Consider the following 19,943-nt stretch of genomic DNA (forward strand, 5'->3'; position numbering starts at 1 on the left):
GAAGTCGTCACGCTGCGCTGGTCTTCTTACGCTCGACGATAACACCGGCCGGAGCCGCCGATCCCGTGAGCGAGTTGGGCAGGGCGAGCTTGAAGATCTTGCCCCACACGGTGCCGATCTGGTGGAAGAAGCCGCCGGTGTTGTACGGCAGGTCGTACTTCTCGCACAGAGCCTTGACCTCCGGCGCGATCTGCGGGTAGCGGTGCGCGGGCAGATCGGGGAACAGGTGGTGCTCGATCTGGTGCGAGAGGTTGCCCGACATGATGTGGAACAGCGGAGTTCCTTCGATGTTGGCCGATCCCAGCATCTGCCGCACGTACCATTCGCCGCGGCTCTCCTCGGCGGTCTCTTCCTTGCTGAAGGTCTGGACTCCGGTCGGGAAGTGGCCGCAGAAGATGATCGAGTAGGTCCACACGTTGCGGATGAGGTTGGCTGCGACGTTGCCGACCACGGTGGTCGCGAAGAACGGGCCGGTCAGCGCGGGGAAGATCACGTAGTCCTTGAGCGCCTGCTTGCCCGCCTTGCGCCACATGCCCTGCAGCAGCGGCTTGACGTCGTGCCACTTGCGCTTGCCCGCGACGATGTTCTCCGTCTCGAGGTCGTGCAGCATGACGCCCCACTCGAAGAACGTCATCAGCAGGAACGCGTACACCGGGTTGCCGAGGTAGTACGGGTTCCACTTCTGGTCCTGATCCATACGCAGGATGCCGTAACCGATGTCGCGGTCCATGCCGACGATGTTGGTGAACGTGTGGTGCATGTAGTTGTGCGAGTGCTTCCACTGGTCTGCCGGGCAGACGGTGTCCCACTCGAACACCTCGGAGTTGAGGCCGGGCTCACGCATCCAGTCGTACTGGCCGTGCATGACGTTGTGGCCGATCTCCATGTTGTCGAGAATCTTCGCCACTCCGAGGGCACCGACGCCTGCGAGCCATGCAGGCGGAAGGAAGGGCAGGTACATCAACGCGCGTCCGGCGACCTCAAGGCCGCGCTGCGCCTTGATGATCTTGTAGATGTATTCGCGGTCCTCGTCACCGAGCTTGGCGACGGTGCGGGCGCGCAGGTCGTCGAGTTCGCGGCCGAGTTCCTCGACCTGTTCGTAGGTCAGCACGGTCGGCTGGTCCGGCAGGGTCTCGTCACGGCGGAAGGGCAGGACGGTGGTGGGCAGGATCGAGAGAATCGTTCCGAGCATCTGATGATCTCCAATTCGATCGGGTCGAGATGGGTCTTGGGGTTGTCGCTGTTCGAGGTGGATCTAGATGTCGATGTCGACGTCGCCCACGGCGACGGACACGCACAGCTGGATCTTCTTGTCCGATTCGGTGTCGGTCTCACCGGTCTTGATGTTCTTGGTGCAGCCGGACTTCTTCACCGAGGTGCAGGTGAAGCAGATACCCATCCGGCAGCCGTTGGCCGGTGAGAGTCCCGCTGCTTCGGCCTGTTCGAGCAGCGTCTCGCCGTCGTTCTCCGAGGACACGTCGCTGCCGGAGAACGTGGTGGTTCCGGTGACGTCGTCGCTGACGGTGGCGAACGAGGGTGTGAACTCCTCGAGGTGCAGCCGCTCGCCGAGACCTGCGTCGTCGAAGTAGGACGTCACGCTCTTCATCAGTCCGGGAGGCCCACACAGGAAGGTGTCGGCCTCGGCGAACCACGGGGCCACCGCATCGAGATGTTCCTGGCCGAAGAACCCGTGCAGGTCACCGCCCGTCTTCTGCTCGGTGTACGCGAAAATGATGTTCACGTTCTCGTGCTCGGCGGCGATCTTCTCGAGGTCCTTCTTGTACGCGACGTCGTTTTCGGTGAACGCGTAGTGCAGGAAGGTCAGGTCGCTGCTGTACCCCTCGTCCAGCAGCGACCTGAGCATGGACAGCACCGGCGTGATACCGCTGCCACCGCTGATCAGCAACGTCTTTGCCGGGCGTGGTTGAGGAAGCTCGAACGTGCCGTCCGCCTGCGACAGGCTGACCACCAGGCCGACGTGCGCGTTCTTGTGCAGGTACTGCGACACCAGACCCTCGGGATGCGCCTTGATCGTCAGTTCGATCCGGCCGTCCTTGCGGTACTGCGAGCACGCGGGCGAGTAGCAGCGGGTGTGACGTACTCCGTCGATGACGACTCCGACCTGAACGAACTGGCCGGCCTTGAAACCCTTCCACTGACGCGTGGGACGGATGGTAAGCGTCAACGAGTCTTCGGTGGACCGGTGTATCTCGGTCACTTCGCCGCGAAGGTCACGAACGGTCGTCATCGGGTCGACGAGTTCGAGGTAACGATCGAGCGCGTGGGGTGTGGCCATGGCCTCGAACAGGGAAAGAAGCGAGAACTTGCGCGAACCCGAGGCCCGCGACGGACGTTCTTGAAGCGTCATTCCATCCTCCCTTACCGGATCGAAACCTACGACCCATTCAGTGAACGATTGTGCACTAACATGAGTGTGGCAGAGCGACACCGGTACCTGTCAACGTTTATGTGACCGCCGTTACAGAGCGAATCGACAGTTCTATGGGTGCCGGGGAGGAACCGGAAGGGAGATCACAGAATGCGCGCCCATAAACTGGACGTTGTGACAGAACCGGGGACCCGCGCCGAGCGCAAGGAGCGCACGCGGCAAGCACTGATCGAGGGCACCCTGGACCTGCTCCGCGAGCGTTCTTTCGCCAGCGTCAGCCTCCGTGAGGTCGCTCGATCCGCCGGCATCGTCCCCACCGCGTTCTATCGACACTTCGCCTCCATGGAGGACCTCGGCGTCGCTCTCGTCGAGGACAGCATGCGGATGCTGCGACAGATGCTGCGCGACGCCCGACGCAACCCCAGCACCAAGACGGCGACCGAGTCCTTCGGCATCCTGGTTCGCCAGGTTCGCTCCCACGAGGATCAATTCCGCTTTCTCAGTCGCGAACGGTACGGCGGCGTGACCGGAGTGCGCCGCGCCTTCGCCACCGAACTACGACTGTTCGTCAGCGAGCTGACCATCGACCTGTCCCGCATGCCCGGTCTGGAGCGGTGGGACGTCGCCGATCTGGAGATGACCGCAGACCTGCTCGTCTCGACGATGCTCACCGCGGTGGTCGGCCTGTTGGAAATCGACAGACCGGGTAGTCAGAACGAGAAGGATCTGATCGAACGGACCGAGAAGCAGATCCGCATGATCATGCTCGGGATGAGCCGATGGGAACCACGACGGGCTTGACCGTTCGAGAACGAGACGGCCGCGAAGGGAAGTTCATGACCGAGTTAAGTGTCGGCGAGTACGTGTTCGAGGTCGAGATGTCGGGACCACCGGACGGTGTTCCGGTGGTTGCGCTGCATGGCTTTCCGCAGACCAACGCGTCGTGGACCGCGGTGACGCCCGGCCTGGTCGGCGCAGGTTGTCGCGTGATCGCCCCGAACCAGCGGGGCTACTCCCCCGGTGCCCGTCCGGTCGGCGTCGAGCACTACCGCATCGAACATCTCACCGGCGACATTCTCGGATTGCTCGACACGCTCGAGCTGCCGTCGGCGCATCTGGTCGGACACGACTGGGGTGCGGTGGTCGCCTGGCATCTCGCAGCCGAACATCCGGATCGCGTACGTACTCTCACGGCGGCGTCGGTCCCGCATTCGGCCGCGTTCAACTGGGCGATCCGCGAGGATCCGGATCAGCAGGAGCGGTCCACGTACTTCGGTCTGCTCCGAGAACCGGAGAAGGCCGAGCGAGTTCTGGTCGAGAACGACGCCCGGCGGCTGCGCGCGATGTTCGGTGCGGACAGCCTCGACGACGAATACGTTCGGCATCTCACCGTCCCCGGGGCGCTGACGGCCGCATCGAGCTGGTACGCCGCGATGACCAGGGAGTTCGCAGACCTTCCTCCGGTGACCGTGCCCACCACCTACGTCTGGAGCAACGGCGACACCGCCATCGGCCGAGCGGGAGCGGAGCGCTGCGGCGAATTCGTCGATGCGACGTACCGATTCGTCGAATTGGACGGCATCTCGCACTGGATCCCGGAAGAAGCGCCCGAGGAACTGACGGCCGAGATCCTGGCCCGTATCGACTCCGCCTAGACCCGTTCGGGAGCCCGCACCTTCAGCAGCGCCAGCAGGCCGGCAGCGAGGACGATGATCAGCCCGGCGATACCCGCGCGGTCGGCGTCGAACATCCACACGAACAGACCGAACAGGGACGGTGCGAGGAACGAGGCGGCGCGTCCCGTCGTGGCGAACAGTCCGAAGAACTGACCTTCGCGTCCCGGTGGAGCCAGCCGGGCCAGGAAGGTGCGGGCAGACGACTGCGCCGGCCCGACGAACAGGCACAGGATGAGCCCGAAGATCCAGAACATCGTCGGTCCCGAGACGAACAGCAGAATCGTCCCGGCGGCGATCATGCAGGTGAGCGAGAAGACGATCACCTTCTTCGGGCCGATTCTGTCGTCGAAACGCCCGGCCACGATCGCTCCGAGTCCGGCGATGACGTTGGCGGCGACACCGAACAGCAGGACGTCACCGGCACCGATGCCGTAGACGCTGACGGCCAGTACGGCTCCGAAGGTGAAAACCCCCGCCAATCCGTCCCGGAACAGTGCACTGGCTATCAGGTAGTAGACCGCGCGACGGTCTGCACTCCACAGCTCCCGGACATCGCGAACCAGCACACGGTACGAGGCCGCGAACCCGGCTTCAGCGGCCTTGGGATCGGCGACGGCGCGGGGTACCTCGGGAACGGCGAACATCACCGGGATGGCCGAGACGGCGAACCACACGGCAGCGAGCAGAGCGACGAGTCGGATGTTCAGTCCGCCGTCGGTGCTCAGCCCCAGAACTCCGCGGGTGTCGCCGTCGCCGGCAATGAAGCCGACGTAGCACAGGAGCAGCAGTACGATTCCGCCGAAATAGCCCATCGACCAACCGAACCCGGAGACTCGGCCGATGTTCGCCGGAGTGGAGACCTGCCGCAGCATCGAGTTGTACGGGATGCTGGCCAGCTCGAACATGATGGATCCGAGACCGAGCAGCAACAGGCCGAGCCACAGATAGTGGTAGTCGTCTCGGACGAAGAACAGGCCCGCCATGGCGACGACCGTCAGCGCGGTCAACACTCCCAGCAGCCACTTACGTTTGCCGCGCGCGTCGAAGTACTGCCCGCAGACCGGCGCGAGGAGTGCGATGACAACGCTGGACACGGCAATCGACCAGCTGAACCAGGTGGTGGCCGAGATGGAACCGGGCAGATCGTCGCCGACGGCGTCGGTGAGATACACCGAGAACACGAACGTGAGAATGACGGCGTTGAACGCGGCCGAGCCCCAGTCCCAGAACCCCCAGGCGGTGACCTGCTTACGCGTTGTGGCGACTCCGACGACAGCGGCCTCCGGCTGGGTTCCCATGGTTGCCAACACTAGACCGCGGCATCCGAATTCATCGGTGCACCTAGTTGCATAGTCACCGTGTTGCATACATACTCTCGGGTGTGGCTTTGGAACACGCGATTCTGGTTTCCCTCACCGAGCTCAGCGGCTCGGGGTACGAGCTCGCCCGCCGCTTCGACAAGTCGATCGGATTCTTCTGGAGCGCAACGCATCAGCAGATCTACCGGACACTGACGCGGATGGACGGGGCTGGGTGGATCACCGGAGAGGCAGTCGCGCAGGACGGCCGGCCGGACAAGAAGGTCTACTCCGTCAGCGCTGCGGGTCGCGCGGAGCTCGATCGCTGGATCGCCGCTCCGACCGATCCTTCGCAGCTACGCGAGGAGCTCGCGGTCAAGATCCGCGGGGCCGCCAACGGTGACATCGATGCTCTCAAGATCGAAGTCGCCCGCCATCGCGATGTTCATGCCACCCGCCTCGACGTCTATCGACTGATCGAGAAGCAGGACTTTCCGGCCCCCGCTGCCCTCACCGGCACCGCGTTGCATCAATACCTGGTGCTGCGCGGCGGAATTCGCGTCGAAGAAGGATTCACCGAGTGGTGCACCGAGGTATTGGAGAAGCTGTGAAGACCGAGCAGACTGCTGGCCCGTATCCGATTCTGTTGTCTCCGTTGGATGTCGGCGCAACCACGCTGAAGAACCGCGTGATCATGGGATCGATTCACACCGGCCTCGAAGATCGCGCCCGCGACACCGGCCGCCTGGCGGCCTACTTCGCCGAGCGTGCCCGCGGCGGAGTCGCGCTGATCATCACCGGGGGCTATGCCCCCAATCGCACCGGTTGGCTGTTGCCGTTCGGAGCCAAGCTGACCAACCGCATCGAAGCCCGTCGGCATCGCCGGATCACTGCTGCCGTCCATGACGAAGGCGGCAAGATCGCACTGCAGGTCCTGCATGCCGGGCGCTACTCCTACCAGCCGCTGAGCGTGTCGGCGTCGTCGATCAAGGCTCCCATCAATCCCTTTCGGCCGCGGCGACTGACATCGAGGGGCGTCCGCTGGCAGATCCGCAACTACGTACGCTGCGCCCGGCTCGCGCAGAGCGCCGGCTACGACGGCGTCGAGATCATGGGCGGAGAGGGTTACTTCATCAACCAGTTCCTCTCCGAGCGCACCAACAAGCGACGTGACGAGTGGGGCGGTTCGGCGAAAAACCGTCGGCGGATGGCCGTGGAGATCGTGCGACAGACGCGAGCGGCAGTGGGCCCCGACTTCCTCGTCGTGTTCCGGCTGTCGATGGCCGATCTGGTCGAACAAGGCCAGAGCTGGGACGACATCGTCGCGCTGGCCGAGGACGTCGAAGCTGCGGGTGCGAACATCATCAACACCGATATCGGCTGGCACGAGTCGCGGGTGCCGACCATCGTGACCTCGGTTCCCCGCGCCGCATTCGCGGACATCACCGGCAAGCTCGAGAAGCACGTGTCCATCCCGGTCGCCGCGTCCAATCGCATCAACATGCCCGAGATCGCCGAGAACATTCTGGCTCGCGGCGACGCGCAGTTGATCGCGATGGCCAGGCCGATGCTGGCCGATCCGTTCTGGGTCGAGAAGGCCGCCACCGACTCCGCCGACCGGATCAACACGTGCATCGCCTGCAATCAGGCCTGCCTGGACCACGCCTTCGTGCACAAGAAGGTCTCGTGCCTGGTCAACCCGCGTGCCGGACGCGAGATCGACCTGCAACTGCTGCCGACGAAGAAGACCAAGAAGGTGGCGGTCGTCGGAGCCGGACCCGCAGGCCTGGCCGCCGCGCTCAATCTCGCGCAACGCGGACACGCCGTCAGCCTCTTCGAGGCCAGAGACGAGATCGGCGGACAGTTCGGAATCGCGCGACTCATACCCGGCAAGGAGGAGTTCGCTGAAACGATCCGGTACTTCTCCAGTGCACTTCGCAGCGCAGACGTCGCCGTTCACCTCGACACCCGAGTCACCGCCGCCGAACTCGTCGCAGGCGAGTTCGACGAGGTGGTGCTGGCCACCGGCGTCACTCCCCGAATGCCGAGTATCCCCGGCATCGAGCACCCCTCGGTCCTGTCGTACGCAGAACTGGTGCGCGACGGCAGGCCCGTCGGCGATCGGGTCGCGGTCATCGGTGCAGGCGGTATCGGTATCGACATCTCCGAGTTCCTCACCACCGACGCCTCCCCCACGTTGGATCTGAAGGAATGGAAGCAGGAGTGGGGTGTCACCGAGCCCGAGGCCGCGCCGGGGGCGTTGACGACTCCGGTGCCCGCACCGTCTCCGCGTGAGGTGTATCTGCTGCAACGCAAGCCGGGACGCATCGGCGCAGGGCTGGCGAAGACGACCGGCTGGGTTCATCGAGCTGCATTGAAAGCCAAAGGCGTGCATCAGCTTTCGGGTGTCAACTACGAGAAGATCGACGATGCGGGGCTGCACATCTCCTTCGGTGACAAGCACGAGCGTCCCCGCGTTCTCGAGGTGGACACCATCGTGATCTGCGCCGGCCAGGAATCGGTACGCGACTTGGTCGACGACCTGAAGGCCGCGGGCACCACCACACACATCATCGGCGGTGCGGACGTCGCTGCGGAGCTCGACGCCAAGCGGGCAATCGAGCAAGGCACCCGGCTCGCGGCCACGATCTGATCTGTCCGCTAGCCTGTCTCACCGTGAGCCTGCCCAAGCCCAGCCCAGATGCCCGCGCCGTCGTCACCGGAGCCTCTTCCGGAATCGGTGAAGCCCTGGCCACCGAACTCGCCGCCCGAGGTCATTCACTGATCGTGGTGGCTCGACGCGGCGAGTTGCTCGAGGCGTTGGCCGCAAAGCTCACCGCCGAGTACGGCGTCACCGTGGAGGTGCGTCAGTCGGATCTGTCGAACCGTGAGCAGCGACAGGAACTGGTGACCGAGCTGTCCGAGCGCGAGATCTCGATCCTGTGCAACAACGCAGGGATAGCAACGTTCGGGCCGTTGTCCGGTCTCGATCCCGCGTACGAGCGCGACCAGGTCGAGCTCAATGCCGTTGCGGTGCACGACCTCACACTGGCGGTCATGCCCGGCATGATCGGTCGCGGAGCGGGCGGCATCCTGATCACCGGTTCGGCGGCGGGCAACATGGCCATCCCCAACAACGCGACCTATGCAGCGACCAAGGCCTTCGTGAACACGTTCTCGGAGTCACTGCGCGGTGAGCTGGCGGGTACCGGTGTGAACGTCACCCTCCTCGCTCCCGGCCCGGTCCGCACCGAGACACCGGACCCGGCCGAGGCCTCGATCGTCGACAAGATGGTTCCCGATTTCTTGTGGATCGACAGCGCCTACACCGCGAAGCTGTCCCTGGACGGCCTCGAGAAGAACAAGATGCGCGTCGTACCGGGGCTGCTCAGCAAGGGCATGTCGGCTGCCGGGCAGTACAGCCCGCGCAGCATCTCCGCGCCGATCATCGGCAGCTTCTACAAGAAGCTCGGCAACTGATACCCGAATTTTGGTCGTTCCGCGGGCTCCACTCCCGACTGAGCAAGCTCAGCGTCGGCGGCGACGTCCGGTTCCGAAGATGCTGCGCGAGATCTCCCGTCCGGCAGCCGAGGCGGCCGATCGAAGGAAGCTCTTGACGGCAGGGTTGCCCATGATCCGCTCTGCGGCCGACGGCCCATCCGGCTCGCTCGGCGGTAGATCCGGTAGATCCGGCAGATCCGCAGGCAGGGGCGGGATGTCGAACTTCTCGGCCGGGGCGGGCACGTTCGCCACCCGCGCGTTCATCCGCTCGTAGGCGGACTCGCGGTCGATCGTTTCTCGGTACTTCGAGGACAGAGTGCTCGACGACGCGGCCGCCGCGATGGCGTCGTTGCCGATGGTGTCCATAAGAGACCGGGGCGGCCGAATCTTGGTCCACGCCACGGGAGTCGGTGCACCCTTCTCCGAGAGCACCGTCACGATCGCTTCGCCGGTACCCAACGAGGTCAGCGCCTTCTCCAGGTCGTAGGCGTCGGTCTTGGGGTACGTGCGGACCGTCTTGTTCAAGGCCTTCTGATCGTCGGGTGTGAAGGCGCGCAGGGCGTGCTGAATCCGCGCCCCCAGTTGCGAGAGAACATCGTTGGGGACGTCGGTGGGCAGCTGCGTGCAGAAGAAGACACCGACACCCTTGGAGCGGATGAGCTTGACGGTCTGCTCCACCTGCTGCAGAAACGCCTTCGAGGCGTCGGCGAACAGCAGGTGTGCCTCGTCGAAGATGAAGACCAGCTTGGGCTTGTCCACGTCTCCCACCTCGGGCAGCGTCTGGAACAGGTCGGCCAGCACCCACATCAGAAACGTGGAGAACATCACCGGTCGCGAAGCCTGCGCCCCGAGCTCGAACAAGGTGACGACGCCTCTGCCGTCCGGCCCGACGCGTAGCAGGTCCTCGGTCTCGAGCTCGGGTTCACCGAAGAAGGTGTCGCCGCCGTCCGCTTCGAGGTTGACCAGCGCGCGCAGAATGACCCCTGCGGTGGCCGAGGAGACGCCGCCGATACCTTTCAGGTCGGCCTTGCCCTCGTCGCTGGTCAGGTGCATGATCACCGACCGCAGGTCCTTCAGATCGAGCAGGGCGAGCCCTTGCGAATCGGCCCAGTGGAAGATCAAGCCGAGGGTGGATTCCTGAGTGTTGTTCAGCCCCAACACCTTGCTGAGCAGAATCGGCCCGAAGGCGGTGATGGTGGCGCGCACCGGGACGCCGATTCCGTCGGTGCCCAGGGAGAGAAACTCGACCGGATGGCCGGTGGGAGCCCAGTCCGGAATTCCGGTGTCCGCCGCTCGGCTGCGGATCTTCTCGTTGCCCGCTCCCGGCTGCGACAGGCCGGACAAGTCACCTTTGACGTCGGCCATGACCACGGGAACGCCTGCGGCGCAGAGCTGTTCGGCAATGCCCTGCAGCGTCTTCGTCTTTCCGGTTCCGGTGGCCCCGGCCACCAGACCGTGCCTGTTCAACGTGGCCAACGGAATTCGGATACGAGCGGACGGATCGGTGACGCCGTCGAGCACCACGGTTCCCAATTCCAACGCGGCACCCTCCGACGCGTATCCGGCGGCGATCTCGGCGGCCTTGCCCGTCGATGCCTGCGGCTGCCCCTGTTCCGCGGCCAACGCCTCGGCTTCGGCGGCGTCCGCTGCAGCCAGAGCTTCGGCGGCAACCCGTGCCGCTTCGACGGCGGCGGCCTTGGCAGCCTTCGCCTTCTCTGCCGGGCTGAGCGTGGGTGCCGGCTGCGTCGGGTCGACTGTCATGTCCGCGTCCTCCATGAACGTGTGCTGATGCTGAACTGGCTCGATCGCCACCGCAAACCCTAGTGGCACAGCAGCTCGCACTAGTGTGGTGCGAGTGCAGGACAAACTTGTGTGGATCGATTGTGAAATGACCGGCTTGGACCTGAGCAAGGACAAGCTGATCGAAATTGCGGCGCTGGTGACCGACAGCGAGCTCAACATCCTCGGGGAGGGTGTCGACATCGTCATCCATGCCGACGACGACGCGTTGGCGAACATGCCTGCCGTCGTCACCGACATGCATGCCAAATCGGGCTTGACCGACGAGGTGCGCGCGTCGACGGTGACGCTGGAGGAAGCAGAGCAGCGCGTCCTGGCGTACATCAAGGAGCATGTCCCGGTGGCCGGGACCGTTCCCCTCGCGGGAAACTCCATCGGTACCGATCGCGGCTTCATCTCTCGCGACATGACCGCGCTCGACACCTACCTCCACTACCGCATGATCGACGTCAGCTCGATCAAGGAACTCGCCCGCCGGTGGTACCCGCGGATCTACTACGGACAGCCACCCAAGGGCCTTGCGCACCGCGCCCTGGCGGACATCAAGGAGTCGATCAAGGAGCTGCAGTACTACCGCCGGACTGCCTTCGTAGCGCAGCCGGGGCCCTCCACCAGCGATATTGCAGCTGTCGTTCAAGATCTCGACACGCAGTCAGGGGCGGATTAGCAACCCGGGATTCAACCCGCTAGTATTGTCGACGCTGCTGATGGAGAGCCCGAAAAGGTTCTGCGGATGCGTGCAATGGTGGGCGTAGTTCAGCTGGTAGAGCACCAGGTTGTGATCCTGGATGTCGCGGGTTCGAGTCCCGTCGCTCACCCCATACGAACAAGGCCGGTCTCCTCGTGAGGTCGGCCTTTTTCGTGTCTCCATTCCCCGAGCGACGAGCCCTCCGGTGCCGCCGCGACCACGCTGACCTCGAATTACGTTGTTGTAATTCAACTTTCAGGTTTCTTGTGGGGTTAATGTGACGTACGGTTACCAATGGCACTTTTGGGGAAGAAAAGTACCAATGTGATTCATGTGTTTTTTGCTACGTGAGTTCAGCGTGCCCCGAAGCGTCACCGAACATGTTCTTACGTCCTGCGCGCACCCATCCGACGGTGCGCGGAGGACGCAGACGAGGAGGCTTTTCGTGGGTCGCAGAATGCACAGAGTCATAGCGGGTTCGATCTTGTCGGCAGCACTGTGCATCGGCACAACCGGCTTGCTCAGCCCAGCGGTGGCCACCGCTCAACCCACCATCGAACTCCCCCAGATCCCGATACCGCAGCCCGACGCGCAGCAACGAGCCGCGATTCTCGCGGCCGTTCTGGACGCCACCGGCGTCCTCATCAACCAGGTAGCAGCGATCGTTCTCGACAGCGACGTGCTCTCCGCACCGGACTCACCGGACGCTCCGAGCGCCGCGGAAGTACCCGAGATCGAACTCCCGACCGCTCCGCCGACCGTCGGGCTCGGTGGAGCAGTGCTGCCCATCGATGCAGGCGACTACCGCATCACCTCCGGCTACGGCGGGCGCAACAACCCGACCGGCAACGGCGCGCAGTTCCACCAGGGTGTCGATTTCGCTGCGGACAGCGGAACTCCGATCCACGCGGTCACCGGCGGAACCGTCGTTCAGGCCGGAGACGCAGGCGACGGATACGGCAAGCTCGTGCGGGTCAAGAGTGGCAACACCGAGACCTACTACGGCCACCAGTCCAGCATCGCGGTCTCGGTCGGCGACGAAGTGGCACCGGGCGATGTACTCGGCGCAGTCGGCAGCACCGGAAACTCGACCGGACCGCATCTGCACTTCGAGGTGCGCAACAACGGTTCGAGCGTCGAACCGGTGGCCTACCTGAAGACGCTGGGTATCGATCCCTCGCTGTACCAGACTCGCGACCGAAGCTGATCGGCCGAACCACGGTCCGATCAGACCGTGGTGGCGTTCCCGGCCTTCCACTCGTCCCACGGGACGTTCCAGTCACCGAGGCCGTCGGTACCCGACAGCGTTCCACCGACGGTGTTCTTCACGACGACGATGTCGCCGCGCTTGGTGTTGTCGTAGACCCACTTCGCATTGGTGGGGCTCAGGTTCAGGCACCCGTGCGAGGCATTGGAATAACCCTGCTGTCCCACCGACCACGGTGCGGAGTGGAAGAAGATGCCGCTGTAGGACATCCGCGTCGCCCAGTCGACCGGGGTGCGGTATCCGCTGGACGAATTCACCGGCACACCGTAGGTCGAGGAATCCATCACAAGATGTTCGAAGCGGTCGCCGATGATGTAGACGCCGTTGTCGGTGGGCGTGCTGTCCTTGCCCATCGATGTCGGCATGGTGATGACGTCCTGGCCGTTGACGTTGAACGTCACCTGCTTGGTGTTGTCGTCGGCGGTGGCGATGACCGCATCACCGATCGTGAACGAGGTCGTGGCGTTCTCCTGACCGAAGATGTCGTCACCGAGATCGCGTCCGTACACGTTCACCGCCACGTCGACCTTGGTGCCCGGTGCCCAGTAGTTCTGCGGACGCCAGCGAACTTCTTTGTTGTTGACCCAGTAGAACGCGCCCTCGACGGCTGGCGTCGTGGTGACGGTGATGGCGTTCTGTGCGGCCACTTTGTCGGTGATCGGTTCGTCGAACTGAACCGCGACCGGCTGACCGATTCCGACGATGTCGCCGGGGTTCGGGAGAACGTAGGGCTTGGTGAAGTTGCCGGGTTGGCTGGTGGTGAAGCTCGATACCGTGCTCGACGCTCCCCCGAGTCCGTACGCGTCGGCTTGGACGCGGTATTCGCGGTCGTAGCCGAGCGGTTCGGTGTTGGTCCACGACAGTCCGTCGGGCGAGATCGCGCCCGAGACCGGCACGCCTTCCGGGTTGAGCATCGTCACCGAGGACAACTTGCCGTCGGCGACCGAGACGGTCACCGGGTCCGCCGGCGAGAATCCGACGGCTCCGTCGAGGACGCTCGAGGTCAGCTTCGGCTTCATCAGCTCGGTCATCGGGTTGGAGTCGATCGGCACCGACGGTTCGGAGACGTCCGATGCAGAACTACATCCCGACAGGACTGCCACCGAAGCAACCACTCCCACCGCGGCGAGTACGAATCCGCGATACACCCTCATGAATCACACCACTTCCCACTTCGAGCCCGACCCGGACGATTGTGCCAGCGGAAAATCGGACACTCCACTCGACAGCCCGTTCGATGAGTAACGTTCGAGTACCAATCGCAGACCAGGAAGTTCGTGTTACCTCCTATCCGCCTCTCACCAGCTCCCGGGCGGACATCACCGCTCCTGGCGGGGCACGGTGAGGACAACGTCATATCCGGCTAACTGACGTGTAATGGCGGCGCACCCTGGGCCGGGCACTGTGGAATCCATGGTCACCACGGTGAAGACACTCTGCGCTTACTGCGGCGTGGGATGCGGCATGGTGCTCGAGATCGGCGGCCCGACCACATCGTCCGATGCCACCCCGACCAGGCCTGTCGTGACCAAATCCGTCGGCGACAAGTCCCACCCGGCCAACTTCGGCCGACTGTGCACCAAGGGGACCACCACCGCGGACATGCTCGCGGCACCCGGGCGGCTCGAGAAGGCCCAGATCCGGCATCGCCGCGGCGAGCAACCGGAGAGCACGGACACCGCGGTGGCGATCAACGACACCGCTCGGCGACTGCGCACCATCATCGACGAACACGGGCCCGATGCGCTCGCGTTGTACGTGTCGGGGCAGATGTCGATCGAGGCCCAATACCTGTCCAACAAACTGGCCAAGGGGTTCATCGGCACCAACCAGATCGAATCCAATTCCCGACTCTGCATGGCGAGCGCAGGAACCGGATACAAGCAGTCACTGGGAGCCGACGGCCCGCCCGGGTCGTACCAGGACTTCGACCACGCCGACGTGTTCTTCGTCATCGGCTCCAACATGGCCGACTGTCACCCCATTCTGTTCCTGCGGATGATGGACCGCGTCAAGGCGGGGGCGAAGCTGATCGTCGTCGATCCGCGTCGCACCGCCACGGCGGACAAGGCCCACCTGCATCTGCAACTCGAGCCGGGGTCGGACCTAGCGCTGCTCAACGGTCTGCTGGCGCTCATTGCGGAGAACGGCGACCTCGACGCCGAGTTCATCACGGAGTTCACCGACGGCTGGGACGCGATGCCGGACTTCCTCGGCGACTACACGCCGGAGAAGGTCTGCGCCGCAACCGGTCTCGACGAGAAAGACCTACGAGCCGCGGCCGCGATGATCGGCGGTGCAGAGAACTGGATGAGCTGCTGGACGATGGGTCTGAACCAGTCGACGCACGGAACCTGGAACACCAATGCGCTGTGCAACCTCCATCTGGCGACCGGTGCCATCTGCAAGACCGGCAGCGGCCCGTTCTCCCTGACCGGGCAACCGAACGCCATGGGCGGACGGGAAATGGGATACATGGGCCCAGGGCTGCCGGGCCAACGAGCGGTGGTCAACGACGCCGACCGCGCATTCGTCGAGGATCGATGGGGCGTTCCGCGCGGAACGCTGCGCACCGACGTCGGCGGCGGAACCATCGAGATGTTCTCCAAGCTCGCTGCCGGGGAGATCAAGGCCTGCTGGATCATCTGCACCAATCCGGTTGCGTCGGTGGCCAACAGAACGACGGTGATCGACGGTCTCGAGCGCGCCGAGTTGGTCATCACTCAGGATGCGTTCGCCGATACCGAAACCAACGACTACGCCGATGTGATGCTGCCCGCCGCGTTGTGGACGGAAGCGCACGGAGTGATGGTCAATTCCGAACGTAATCTCACGCTGTTCCAACCGGCGGTCGAGGCACCGGGCGGTGCACTGCCGGACTGGAAGATCATCGCCGACATGGCATGTGCGCTGGGATATGCCGATGCCTTCACCTATGCGAGCGCCGAGGAGGTGTTCGAGGAGATCAAGCAGTTCTGGAATCCGAACACCGGCTACGACATTCGCGGAGTCACCTACGAACGGTTGCGCGAGAGTCCCATCCAGTGGCCGTGCCCGCCCGACGCGACAACCACCCGGCATCCGATCCGCTACCTCAACGACGGAGTGAGCCAACGGCAACGAGTGTCCGACGACGGTTCGATCCCCGCACTGTCCTTCCCCACTCCGAGCGGTCGGGCCCAGTTCTTCGCCAGGCCTGCGATGGCACCCGCGGAGATGCCCGACGACGACTACCCGTTCGTGCTGAACACCGGACGCCTGCCACACCAGTGGCACACCATGACCAAGACCGGCAAGGTCGCCAAGCTGAACAAACTCGATTCCGGACCGTTCGTCGAGGTGCACCCACTCGACGCCGACCGGCTCGGCGTGAACGACGGCGACAGCGTCCAGGTCGCGTCCCGCCGAGGCCGAGCCGTCCTTCCTGCCGTCGTGACCGATCGAGTGCTCCCGGGCAGCTGCTTCGCGCCCTTTCACTGGAACGAAAAATTCGGTGAGTACCTCGCCATCAATGCCGTCACCAACGACGCCATCGATCCGTATTCTCAGCAACCCGAGTTCAAGGCGTGCGCGGTCACTCTCGCCAGAGTTGCTGCAGCTCAATCACCCTCACCCGTGGGCGACGAACGTTCCCACGATCCCGTCGAGGCGCTCGCCACGATCGTCGGTCTCCCTGCGCGTCCTTCTCAGCCCCTGACGACCGTCGAACAGCGTTACGTCGCAGGACTTCTCGAAGGCCTGGGCAGTGAGGCCGGCCGCAGCGCCGCCGGCACGCCCACTCTGCCGTCGCGCACTCCCCTGTCCCCCGAGAACCACGCATGGCTCGACGGCGTTCTCGCGGGCCTGTTCTCGCGTGGACCCGATACCGGCGGCGCTGTTGCCGGTGTTTCCGTCGAGACAGCTGATTCGGGGCGACGGCCGGTGCTGTTGCTCTGGGCTTCGCAAACCGGCACCGCCGAGGAGTACGCCCAGGCCTGCCTGTCCCACCTGCGGGGAGCCGGCCTGTCGATCGCCGAGCACTCTATGGATACGTTCACCGTCGATTCCCTGCCCGCCGAGGCCGATGTGCTGATCGTCAGCAGCACCACCGGTGACGGCGAAGCGCCGGACAACGGAACGACGTTCTGGGACAGTCTCGTCGCCGAGACCACGGCGAAGCTCCCGGAAATCCGTTATGCCGTGCTCGCTTTCGGTGACTCCAGCTACGCGGACTTCTGCGGCCACGGACGCAGGATCGACGAGCGCCTCACCGAGCTGGGTGCCCGGCGACTTCTCGAGCGGGTCGACTGCGAGCCCGACTACGAGAACGAGGCGGCAGCGTGGCTCGATGCGGTGATCGAGCGGCTTCGACGCGATGGCGACACCACCACCGAAGCAGCGGTGGAGTCCACCGCACGCACCGTTCCGCAGACCCGAGCGGAGCCGGAACAGTACAGCAAGAAGTCACCGCTGGTGACGACTCTCGTACGTAATCGGGTACTGACCGCACGCGGATCCGTCAAGGACGTCCGCCAATTCGGATTCCATGTACCCGACGGGACTCTCGAGTACGAGGTCGGTGACGCACTCGGAGTGTGGCCGCGCAACAGCGATGCCTACGTCGACGAGTGGCTCGAGGCCACCGGACTGGACCGGGACACCGCTGTCGATCTCGCTGGACACGGTTCGATGTCGCTGCGCACAGCGCTGAGCCGCCACCTCGAAATTGCTCGTGCAACACCGGATCTCCTGAAGTTCGTCCACCGACGGACTGCGGACGACGATCTCGAGGCGATGCTGCACCCCGACAACAAGCATGCGCTGTCCGACTGGATGTGGGGTCGTCAGTCGATCGACGTGCTTGCTGCCCATCCGGTTCGAGCTTCGGTGGACGACTGGTTGGCAGTTCTCAAACCGTTGCAGCCACGCCTGTACTCGATTTCGTCGAGTCCGAAGGAGAACCCCAACGAAGTACAGGTGACCGTCTCGGCGGTGCGGTACAACGTGCACGGAGTTCCCCGGCGCGGCGTGTGCTCGACCTACCTGGCCGACCATGCGTCGAACCACGACGTGGGAATCTTCGTGCAGAAGTCCTCGCATTTCAAGCCGCCTGAGGACCCGACAACTCCGATGATCATGGTCGGCCCGGGTACCGGTGTCGCCCCCTTCCGCGCATTCCTGCACGAACGTCGCGCGCTCGGGCACACCGGCCACAACTGGCTGTTCTTCGGTGAACAGCACGCCGACACGGACTTCTACTATCGCGACGAACTGACGGCGATGCTCGGCGACGGTTCGCTGAACCGCCTGGACGTCGCATTCTCACGCGATCAGAAGGACAAGGTCTACGTCCAGGATCGGATGCGTGAACACGGGGCCGAGTTGTGGAACTGGATTCACCGCGGAGCCCACTTCTACGTGTGCGGCGATGCGTCCCGAATGGCCAAGGACGTCGACGCTGCACTGAAGGGCGTGGTGGCGCAACACGGCAAACTCGCGCCGGGCAGTGCCGAGGCCTACGTCAAAGCTCTTGCCGCAGAGAAGCGATACGTCCGCGACGTCTACTGAGTCGGTGGAACCGTGCGGGTGAGGAACTCGATCTGGTCTGCCACCACCCGCTCGAACGCCCCGCCCAGGTAGATCTCGAAATGACCGGCGTCGTAGGTCTTGATCTCGCCTTGTGGTGCCGTCCGTGCGTAGCGCAGAGTGGCCTTCGCCGGCGCGACCGAATCCGTCTCGCAGACTACGAACAGGATGGGACAGCGCACGTCCTTTGCCCTACGCCCGGGCCGGTGCCGCACGATCTGCAGCGCGACTCTGGCTGCGACTCGGTTGTGGAACGTTTCGTCGGCGTCCGGCGCAAGTGCCAGGTAACCGTCGTAGCTGTCGGGCGACGTCATCAATGCGGTCGTCCCCGGCCGTCCGGCTGTGTTCACCATCAGCGGCGCTCGTCCGATCACCGATCCCGCCAGATCAAAGAGAGCCCGGCCGGACAGCTTCATCGATGTCCAGCTGTTCGACGCGAGTCCCGACGCAATCCCGTCGGTGAACGGGCACTGCGAGATCACCGCCGCGACCTCCTGGTCTCGGGCGGCTGCGACGATGACGTGACCGCCGCCGAAAGACGAGCCCCACAACATGATTCGGGAGTTGTCCACGTCCGCGCGCGAGCGGGCATGGGCAATGGCCGAAGCCCAGTCCCGCAGCTGCGATTCGATGTCGAGCAGCTGCCGGGGCTCGCCGCCGCTGGCCCCGAAACAGCGATAGTCGAACACCAGGCAGGCATACCCCGCGGCGCGGAAACGCTCCGCGTAGGCGTCGAGCCGCATTTGCCGAGTTCCGCCGAGTCCATGCGCCATAACGATCACCGGAGCGGGGCCGGTGCCGGTCGGAAGATAGAGCCAGGCCGCGCAGGCCTGGCCGTGAGAATCGAACGTCACATCGATGCGATCTGGGATCGAGCCCCCCGACTGCGAATTCATGCGCAGACAGTAGCCCATTCCGGTCGACGGTAGAACAGGTCGACTACCGACCGGAATGCTCCGCCGCGTAGGCGTCGACGCGTCCGTAGGCGATCTTGGGCGTCCGAGCCAGTCGTTGCCGACAACAGCATCGAGCACGATCCCTATGCTGTCCGATTGCACCCAGCTGAGAAACATGCCGACCGCGCGGGTCCCCGGCCAGGAAAAATGAAGGAACTCGAACCCCGGCCCCGACGGCTGTGTTTGAATCGGGGCCCGATGGAACGATGGGGGCTGATATGACTCGCGCCGTGACGAGATCCAACGAGCATTATCAATGGTGTATCGGCGTGATGACCAGCCTCGCGTTGACCACCGCCGTCAAACGCATCGTCTCTGCTGCAGCCCTGGCCATGGCCGTGGTCGTGACACTCGAGCTCGCATTCGGCTACGGAGCCACGACGGCGATCCCGTCGATCGTGCAGTGGACGTGCATGATCGCCGCATACATCATGGGCGCGTTCTGGTGGTTCGGTCCATGGCCGACGCTCGGGCAGGCGTTCGCTTTCGTCGTCATCGCGAACTTCGCAATTATCGGTGCCACCATCACGGAAGATTTCGCACCCGAGGTCACGCTCGGCAAATGCGCGTTCCTCATCCCGATCGGCATGCTGGTCGGCTTCTTCTTCGACAAGTGGCGGCTGGCCACCCACATCGCTCTCTGCCTGCTCGGCACCACGGTCGTCGCGGTCTACATCGTCGTCGAGCGCGGTGTGGATACGTTCGTGGCGGTGGTTCTGTGGGCTCCGATCGTCATCTCCTTCACCGGCTTCGCCCTGCTGCTGCAGGCAACCACCCAATCCATGCGTCTGGAGTTCGAGTAA

The 19,943-nt window shown here is 64.3% G+C and carries 15 protein-coding genes and 1 tRNA gene; 10 read left to right on the forward strand and 6 right to left on the reverse strand.

Features of this window, described 5'->3' with window-relative positions:
* Positions 1 to 7 precede the first annotated feature (7 nt).
* Positions 8 to 1,192, reverse strand: coding sequence for an acyl-CoA desaturase (locus tag AB0362_RS15155; protein ID WP_317532818.1), 1,185 nt, complete (start codon positions 1,190 to 1,192; stop codon positions 8 to 10).
* 63 nt (positions 1,193 to 1,255) lie between these two features.
* Positions 1,256 to 2,368: an FAD-binding oxidoreductase gene (locus tag AB0362_RS15160; protein WP_366235784.1), complete on the reverse strand. Its 1,113-nt coding sequence runs from the start codon at positions 2,366 to 2,368 to the stop codon at positions 1,256 to 1,258.
* Between the two features lie 171 nt (positions 2,369 to 2,539).
* Between AB0362_RS15160 and AB0362_RS15165 the strand changes: the two genes are divergently transcribed.
* Both AB0362_RS15165 and AB0362_RS15170 read left to right on the forward strand, forming a co-directional pair.
* Positions 2,540 to 3,190: a TetR family transcriptional regulator gene (locus AB0362_RS15165; protein WP_179272127.1), complete on the forward strand. Its 651-nt coding sequence runs from the start codon at positions 2,540 to 2,542 to the stop codon at positions 3,188 to 3,190.
* 35 nt (positions 3,191 to 3,225) lie between these two features.
* Positions 3,226 to 4,044 (forward strand): alpha/beta hydrolase, encoded by an 819-nt coding sequence (locus AB0362_RS15170; protein WP_366235786.1) that lies wholly within the window; start codon positions 3,226 to 3,228, stop codon positions 4,042 to 4,044.
* On the opposite strand, the gene AB0362_RS15175 is transcribed toward AB0362_RS15170, so the two are convergent.
* Entirely contained in the window at positions 4,041 to 5,363 is a 1,323-nt protein-coding gene (locus AB0362_RS15175) for an MFS transporter (protein WP_317808856.1), read from the reverse strand. The genes AB0362_RS15170 and AB0362_RS15175 overlap by 4 nt on opposite strands.
* 83 nt (positions 5,364 to 5,446) lie before the next feature.
* On the opposite strand from AB0362_RS15175, the gene AB0362_RS15180 reads away from it, so the two are divergent.
* From AB0362_RS15180 to cmrA, 3 genes are read left to right on the forward strand one after another with little or no spacing between them, the layout of a single operon-like run.
* Entirely contained in the window at positions 5,447 to 5,974 is a 528-nt protein-coding gene (locus AB0362_RS15180) for a PadR family transcriptional regulator (protein ID WP_149406287.1), read from the forward strand.
* Positions 5,971 to 8,016 (forward strand): NADPH-dependent 2,4-dienoyl-CoA reductase, encoded by a 2,046-nt coding sequence (locus AB0362_RS15185; RefSeq protein WP_366235789.1) that lies wholly within the window; start codon positions 5,971 to 5,973, stop codon positions 8,014 to 8,016. Before AB0362_RS15180 ends, AB0362_RS15185 begins: the two co-directional genes overlap by 4 nt.
* 23 nt (positions 8,017 to 8,039) lie before the next feature.
* Positions 8,040 to 8,843 (forward strand): mycolate reductase, encoded by an 804-nt coding sequence (gene cmrA, locus AB0362_RS15190; protein ID WP_366235790.1) that lies wholly within the window; start codon positions 8,040 to 8,042, stop codon positions 8,841 to 8,843.
* 48 nt (positions 8,844 to 8,891) lie between these two features.
* Here the strand turns inward: cmrA and AB0362_RS15195 are convergent, their stop codons facing one another.
* On the reverse strand, positions 8,892 to 10,625 hold the full coding sequence (locus AB0362_RS15195) for a helicase HerA-like domain-containing protein (RefSeq protein ID WP_366235791.1): 1,734 nt from the start codon (positions 10,623 to 10,625) through the stop codon (positions 8,892 to 8,894).
* A gap of 94 nt (positions 10,626 to 10,719) precedes the next feature.
* On the opposite strand from AB0362_RS15195, the gene orn reads away from it, so the two are divergent.
* The 3 genes from orn (at position 10,720) to AB0362_RS15210 (ending at position 12,559) form a co-directional block, all read left to right on the forward strand.
* Positions 10,720 to 11,331, forward strand: a complete 612-nt coding sequence (gene orn / locus AB0362_RS15200) for an oligoribonuclease (RefSeq protein WP_283347845.1) — start codon at positions 10,720 to 10,722, stop codon at positions 11,329 to 11,331.
* Between the two features lie 78 nt (positions 11,332 to 11,409).
* Positions 11,410 to 11,485: transfer RNA gene (locus AB0362_RS15205), tRNA-His, on the forward strand.
* Between the two features lie 324 nt (positions 11,486 to 11,809).
* A complete protein-coding gene (locus AB0362_RS15210; RefSeq protein WP_317532823.1) occupies positions 11,810 to 12,559 on the forward strand; it encodes a M23 family metallopeptidase in 750 nt (249 codons plus the stop codon).
* Positions 12,560 to 12,579: 20 nt separating this feature from the next.
* On the opposite strand, the gene AB0362_RS15215 is transcribed toward AB0362_RS15210, so the two are convergent.
* Entirely contained in the window at positions 12,580 to 13,773 is a 1,194-nt protein-coding gene (locus tag AB0362_RS15215) for an Ig-like domain-containing protein (protein ID WP_283347846.1), read from the reverse strand.
* Between the two features lie 259 nt (positions 13,774 to 14,032).
* On the opposite strand from AB0362_RS15215, the gene AB0362_RS15220 reads away from it, so the two are divergent.
* Complete coding sequence (locus AB0362_RS15220) at positions 14,033 to 18,166, forward strand: bifunctional nitrate reductase/sulfite reductase flavoprotein subunit alpha (RefSeq protein WP_366235792.1); 4,134 nt, start codon at positions 14,033 to 14,035, stop codon at positions 18,164 to 18,166.
* Here AB0362_RS15220 and AB0362_RS15225 read toward each other — a convergent pair.
* A complete protein-coding gene (locus AB0362_RS15225) occupies positions 18,160 to 19,080 on the reverse strand; it encodes an alpha/beta hydrolase (RefSeq protein ID WP_366235793.1) in 921 nt (306 codons plus the stop codon). The genes AB0362_RS15220 and AB0362_RS15225 overlap by 7 nt on opposite strands.
* A gap of 332 nt (positions 19,081 to 19,412) precedes the next feature.
* Here AB0362_RS15225 and AB0362_RS15230 point away from each other — a divergent pair, with 332 nt between their 5' ends.
* Positions 19,413 to 19,943, forward strand: a complete 531-nt coding sequence (locus AB0362_RS15230; RefSeq protein WP_366235794.1) for a giguanylate cyclase — start codon at positions 19,413 to 19,415, stop codon at positions 19,941 to 19,943.

The sequence above is a fragment of the Rhodococcus sp. NPDC079359 genome, assembly GCF_040702585.1.
Lineage (GTDB): Bacteria > Actinomycetota > Actinomycetes > Mycobacteriales > Mycobacteriaceae > Rhodococcoides.

Excerpts from the sequence above, each read along its gene's own strand:
- AB0362_RS15215 (WP_283347846.1), bottom strand. The coding sequence starts at position 13,773 with ATGAGGGTGTATCGCGGATTCGTACTCGCCGCGGTGGGAGTGGTTGCT.
- AB0362_RS15165 (WP_179272127.1), top strand. The coding sequence starts at position 2,540 with ATGCGCGCCCATAAACTGGACGTTGTGACAGAACCGGGGACCCGCGCC.
- AB0362_RS15155 (WP_317532818.1), bottom strand. The coding sequence starts at position 1,192 with ATGCTCGGAACGATTCTCTCGATCCTGCCCACCACCGTCCTGCCCTTC.
- AB0362_RS15220 (WP_366235792.1), top strand. The coding sequence starts at position 14,033 with ATGGTCACCACGGTGAAGACACTCTGCGCTTACTGCGGCGTGGGATGC.
- AB0362_RS15230 (WP_366235794.1), top strand. The coding sequence starts at position 19,413 with ATGACCAGCCTCGCGTTGACCACCGCCGTCAAACGCATCGTCTCTGCT.
- AB0362_RS15210 (WP_317532823.1), top strand. The coding sequence starts at position 11,810 with ATGCACAGAGTCATAGCGGGTTCGATCTTGTCGGCAGCACTGTGCATC.
- AB0362_RS15160 (WP_366235784.1), bottom strand. The coding sequence starts at position 2,368 with ATGACGCTTCAAGAACGTCCGTCGCGGGCCTCGGGTTCGCGCAAGTTC.
- AB0362_RS15170 (WP_366235786.1), top strand. The coding sequence starts at position 3,226 with ATGACCGAGTTAAGTGTCGGCGAGTACGTGTTCGAGGTCGAGATGTCG.
- AB0362_RS15175 (WP_317808856.1), bottom strand. The coding sequence starts at position 5,363 with ATGGGAACCCAGCCGGAGGCCGCTGTCGTCGGAGTCGCCACAACGCGT.
- AB0362_RS15225 (WP_366235793.1), bottom strand. The coding sequence starts at position 19,080 with ATGAATTCGCAGTCGGGGGGCTCGATCCCAGATCGCATCGATGTGACG.
- AB0362_RS15195 (WP_366235791.1), bottom strand. The coding sequence starts at position 10,625 with ATGACAGTCGACCCGACGCAGCCGGCACCCACGCTCAGCCCGGCAGAG.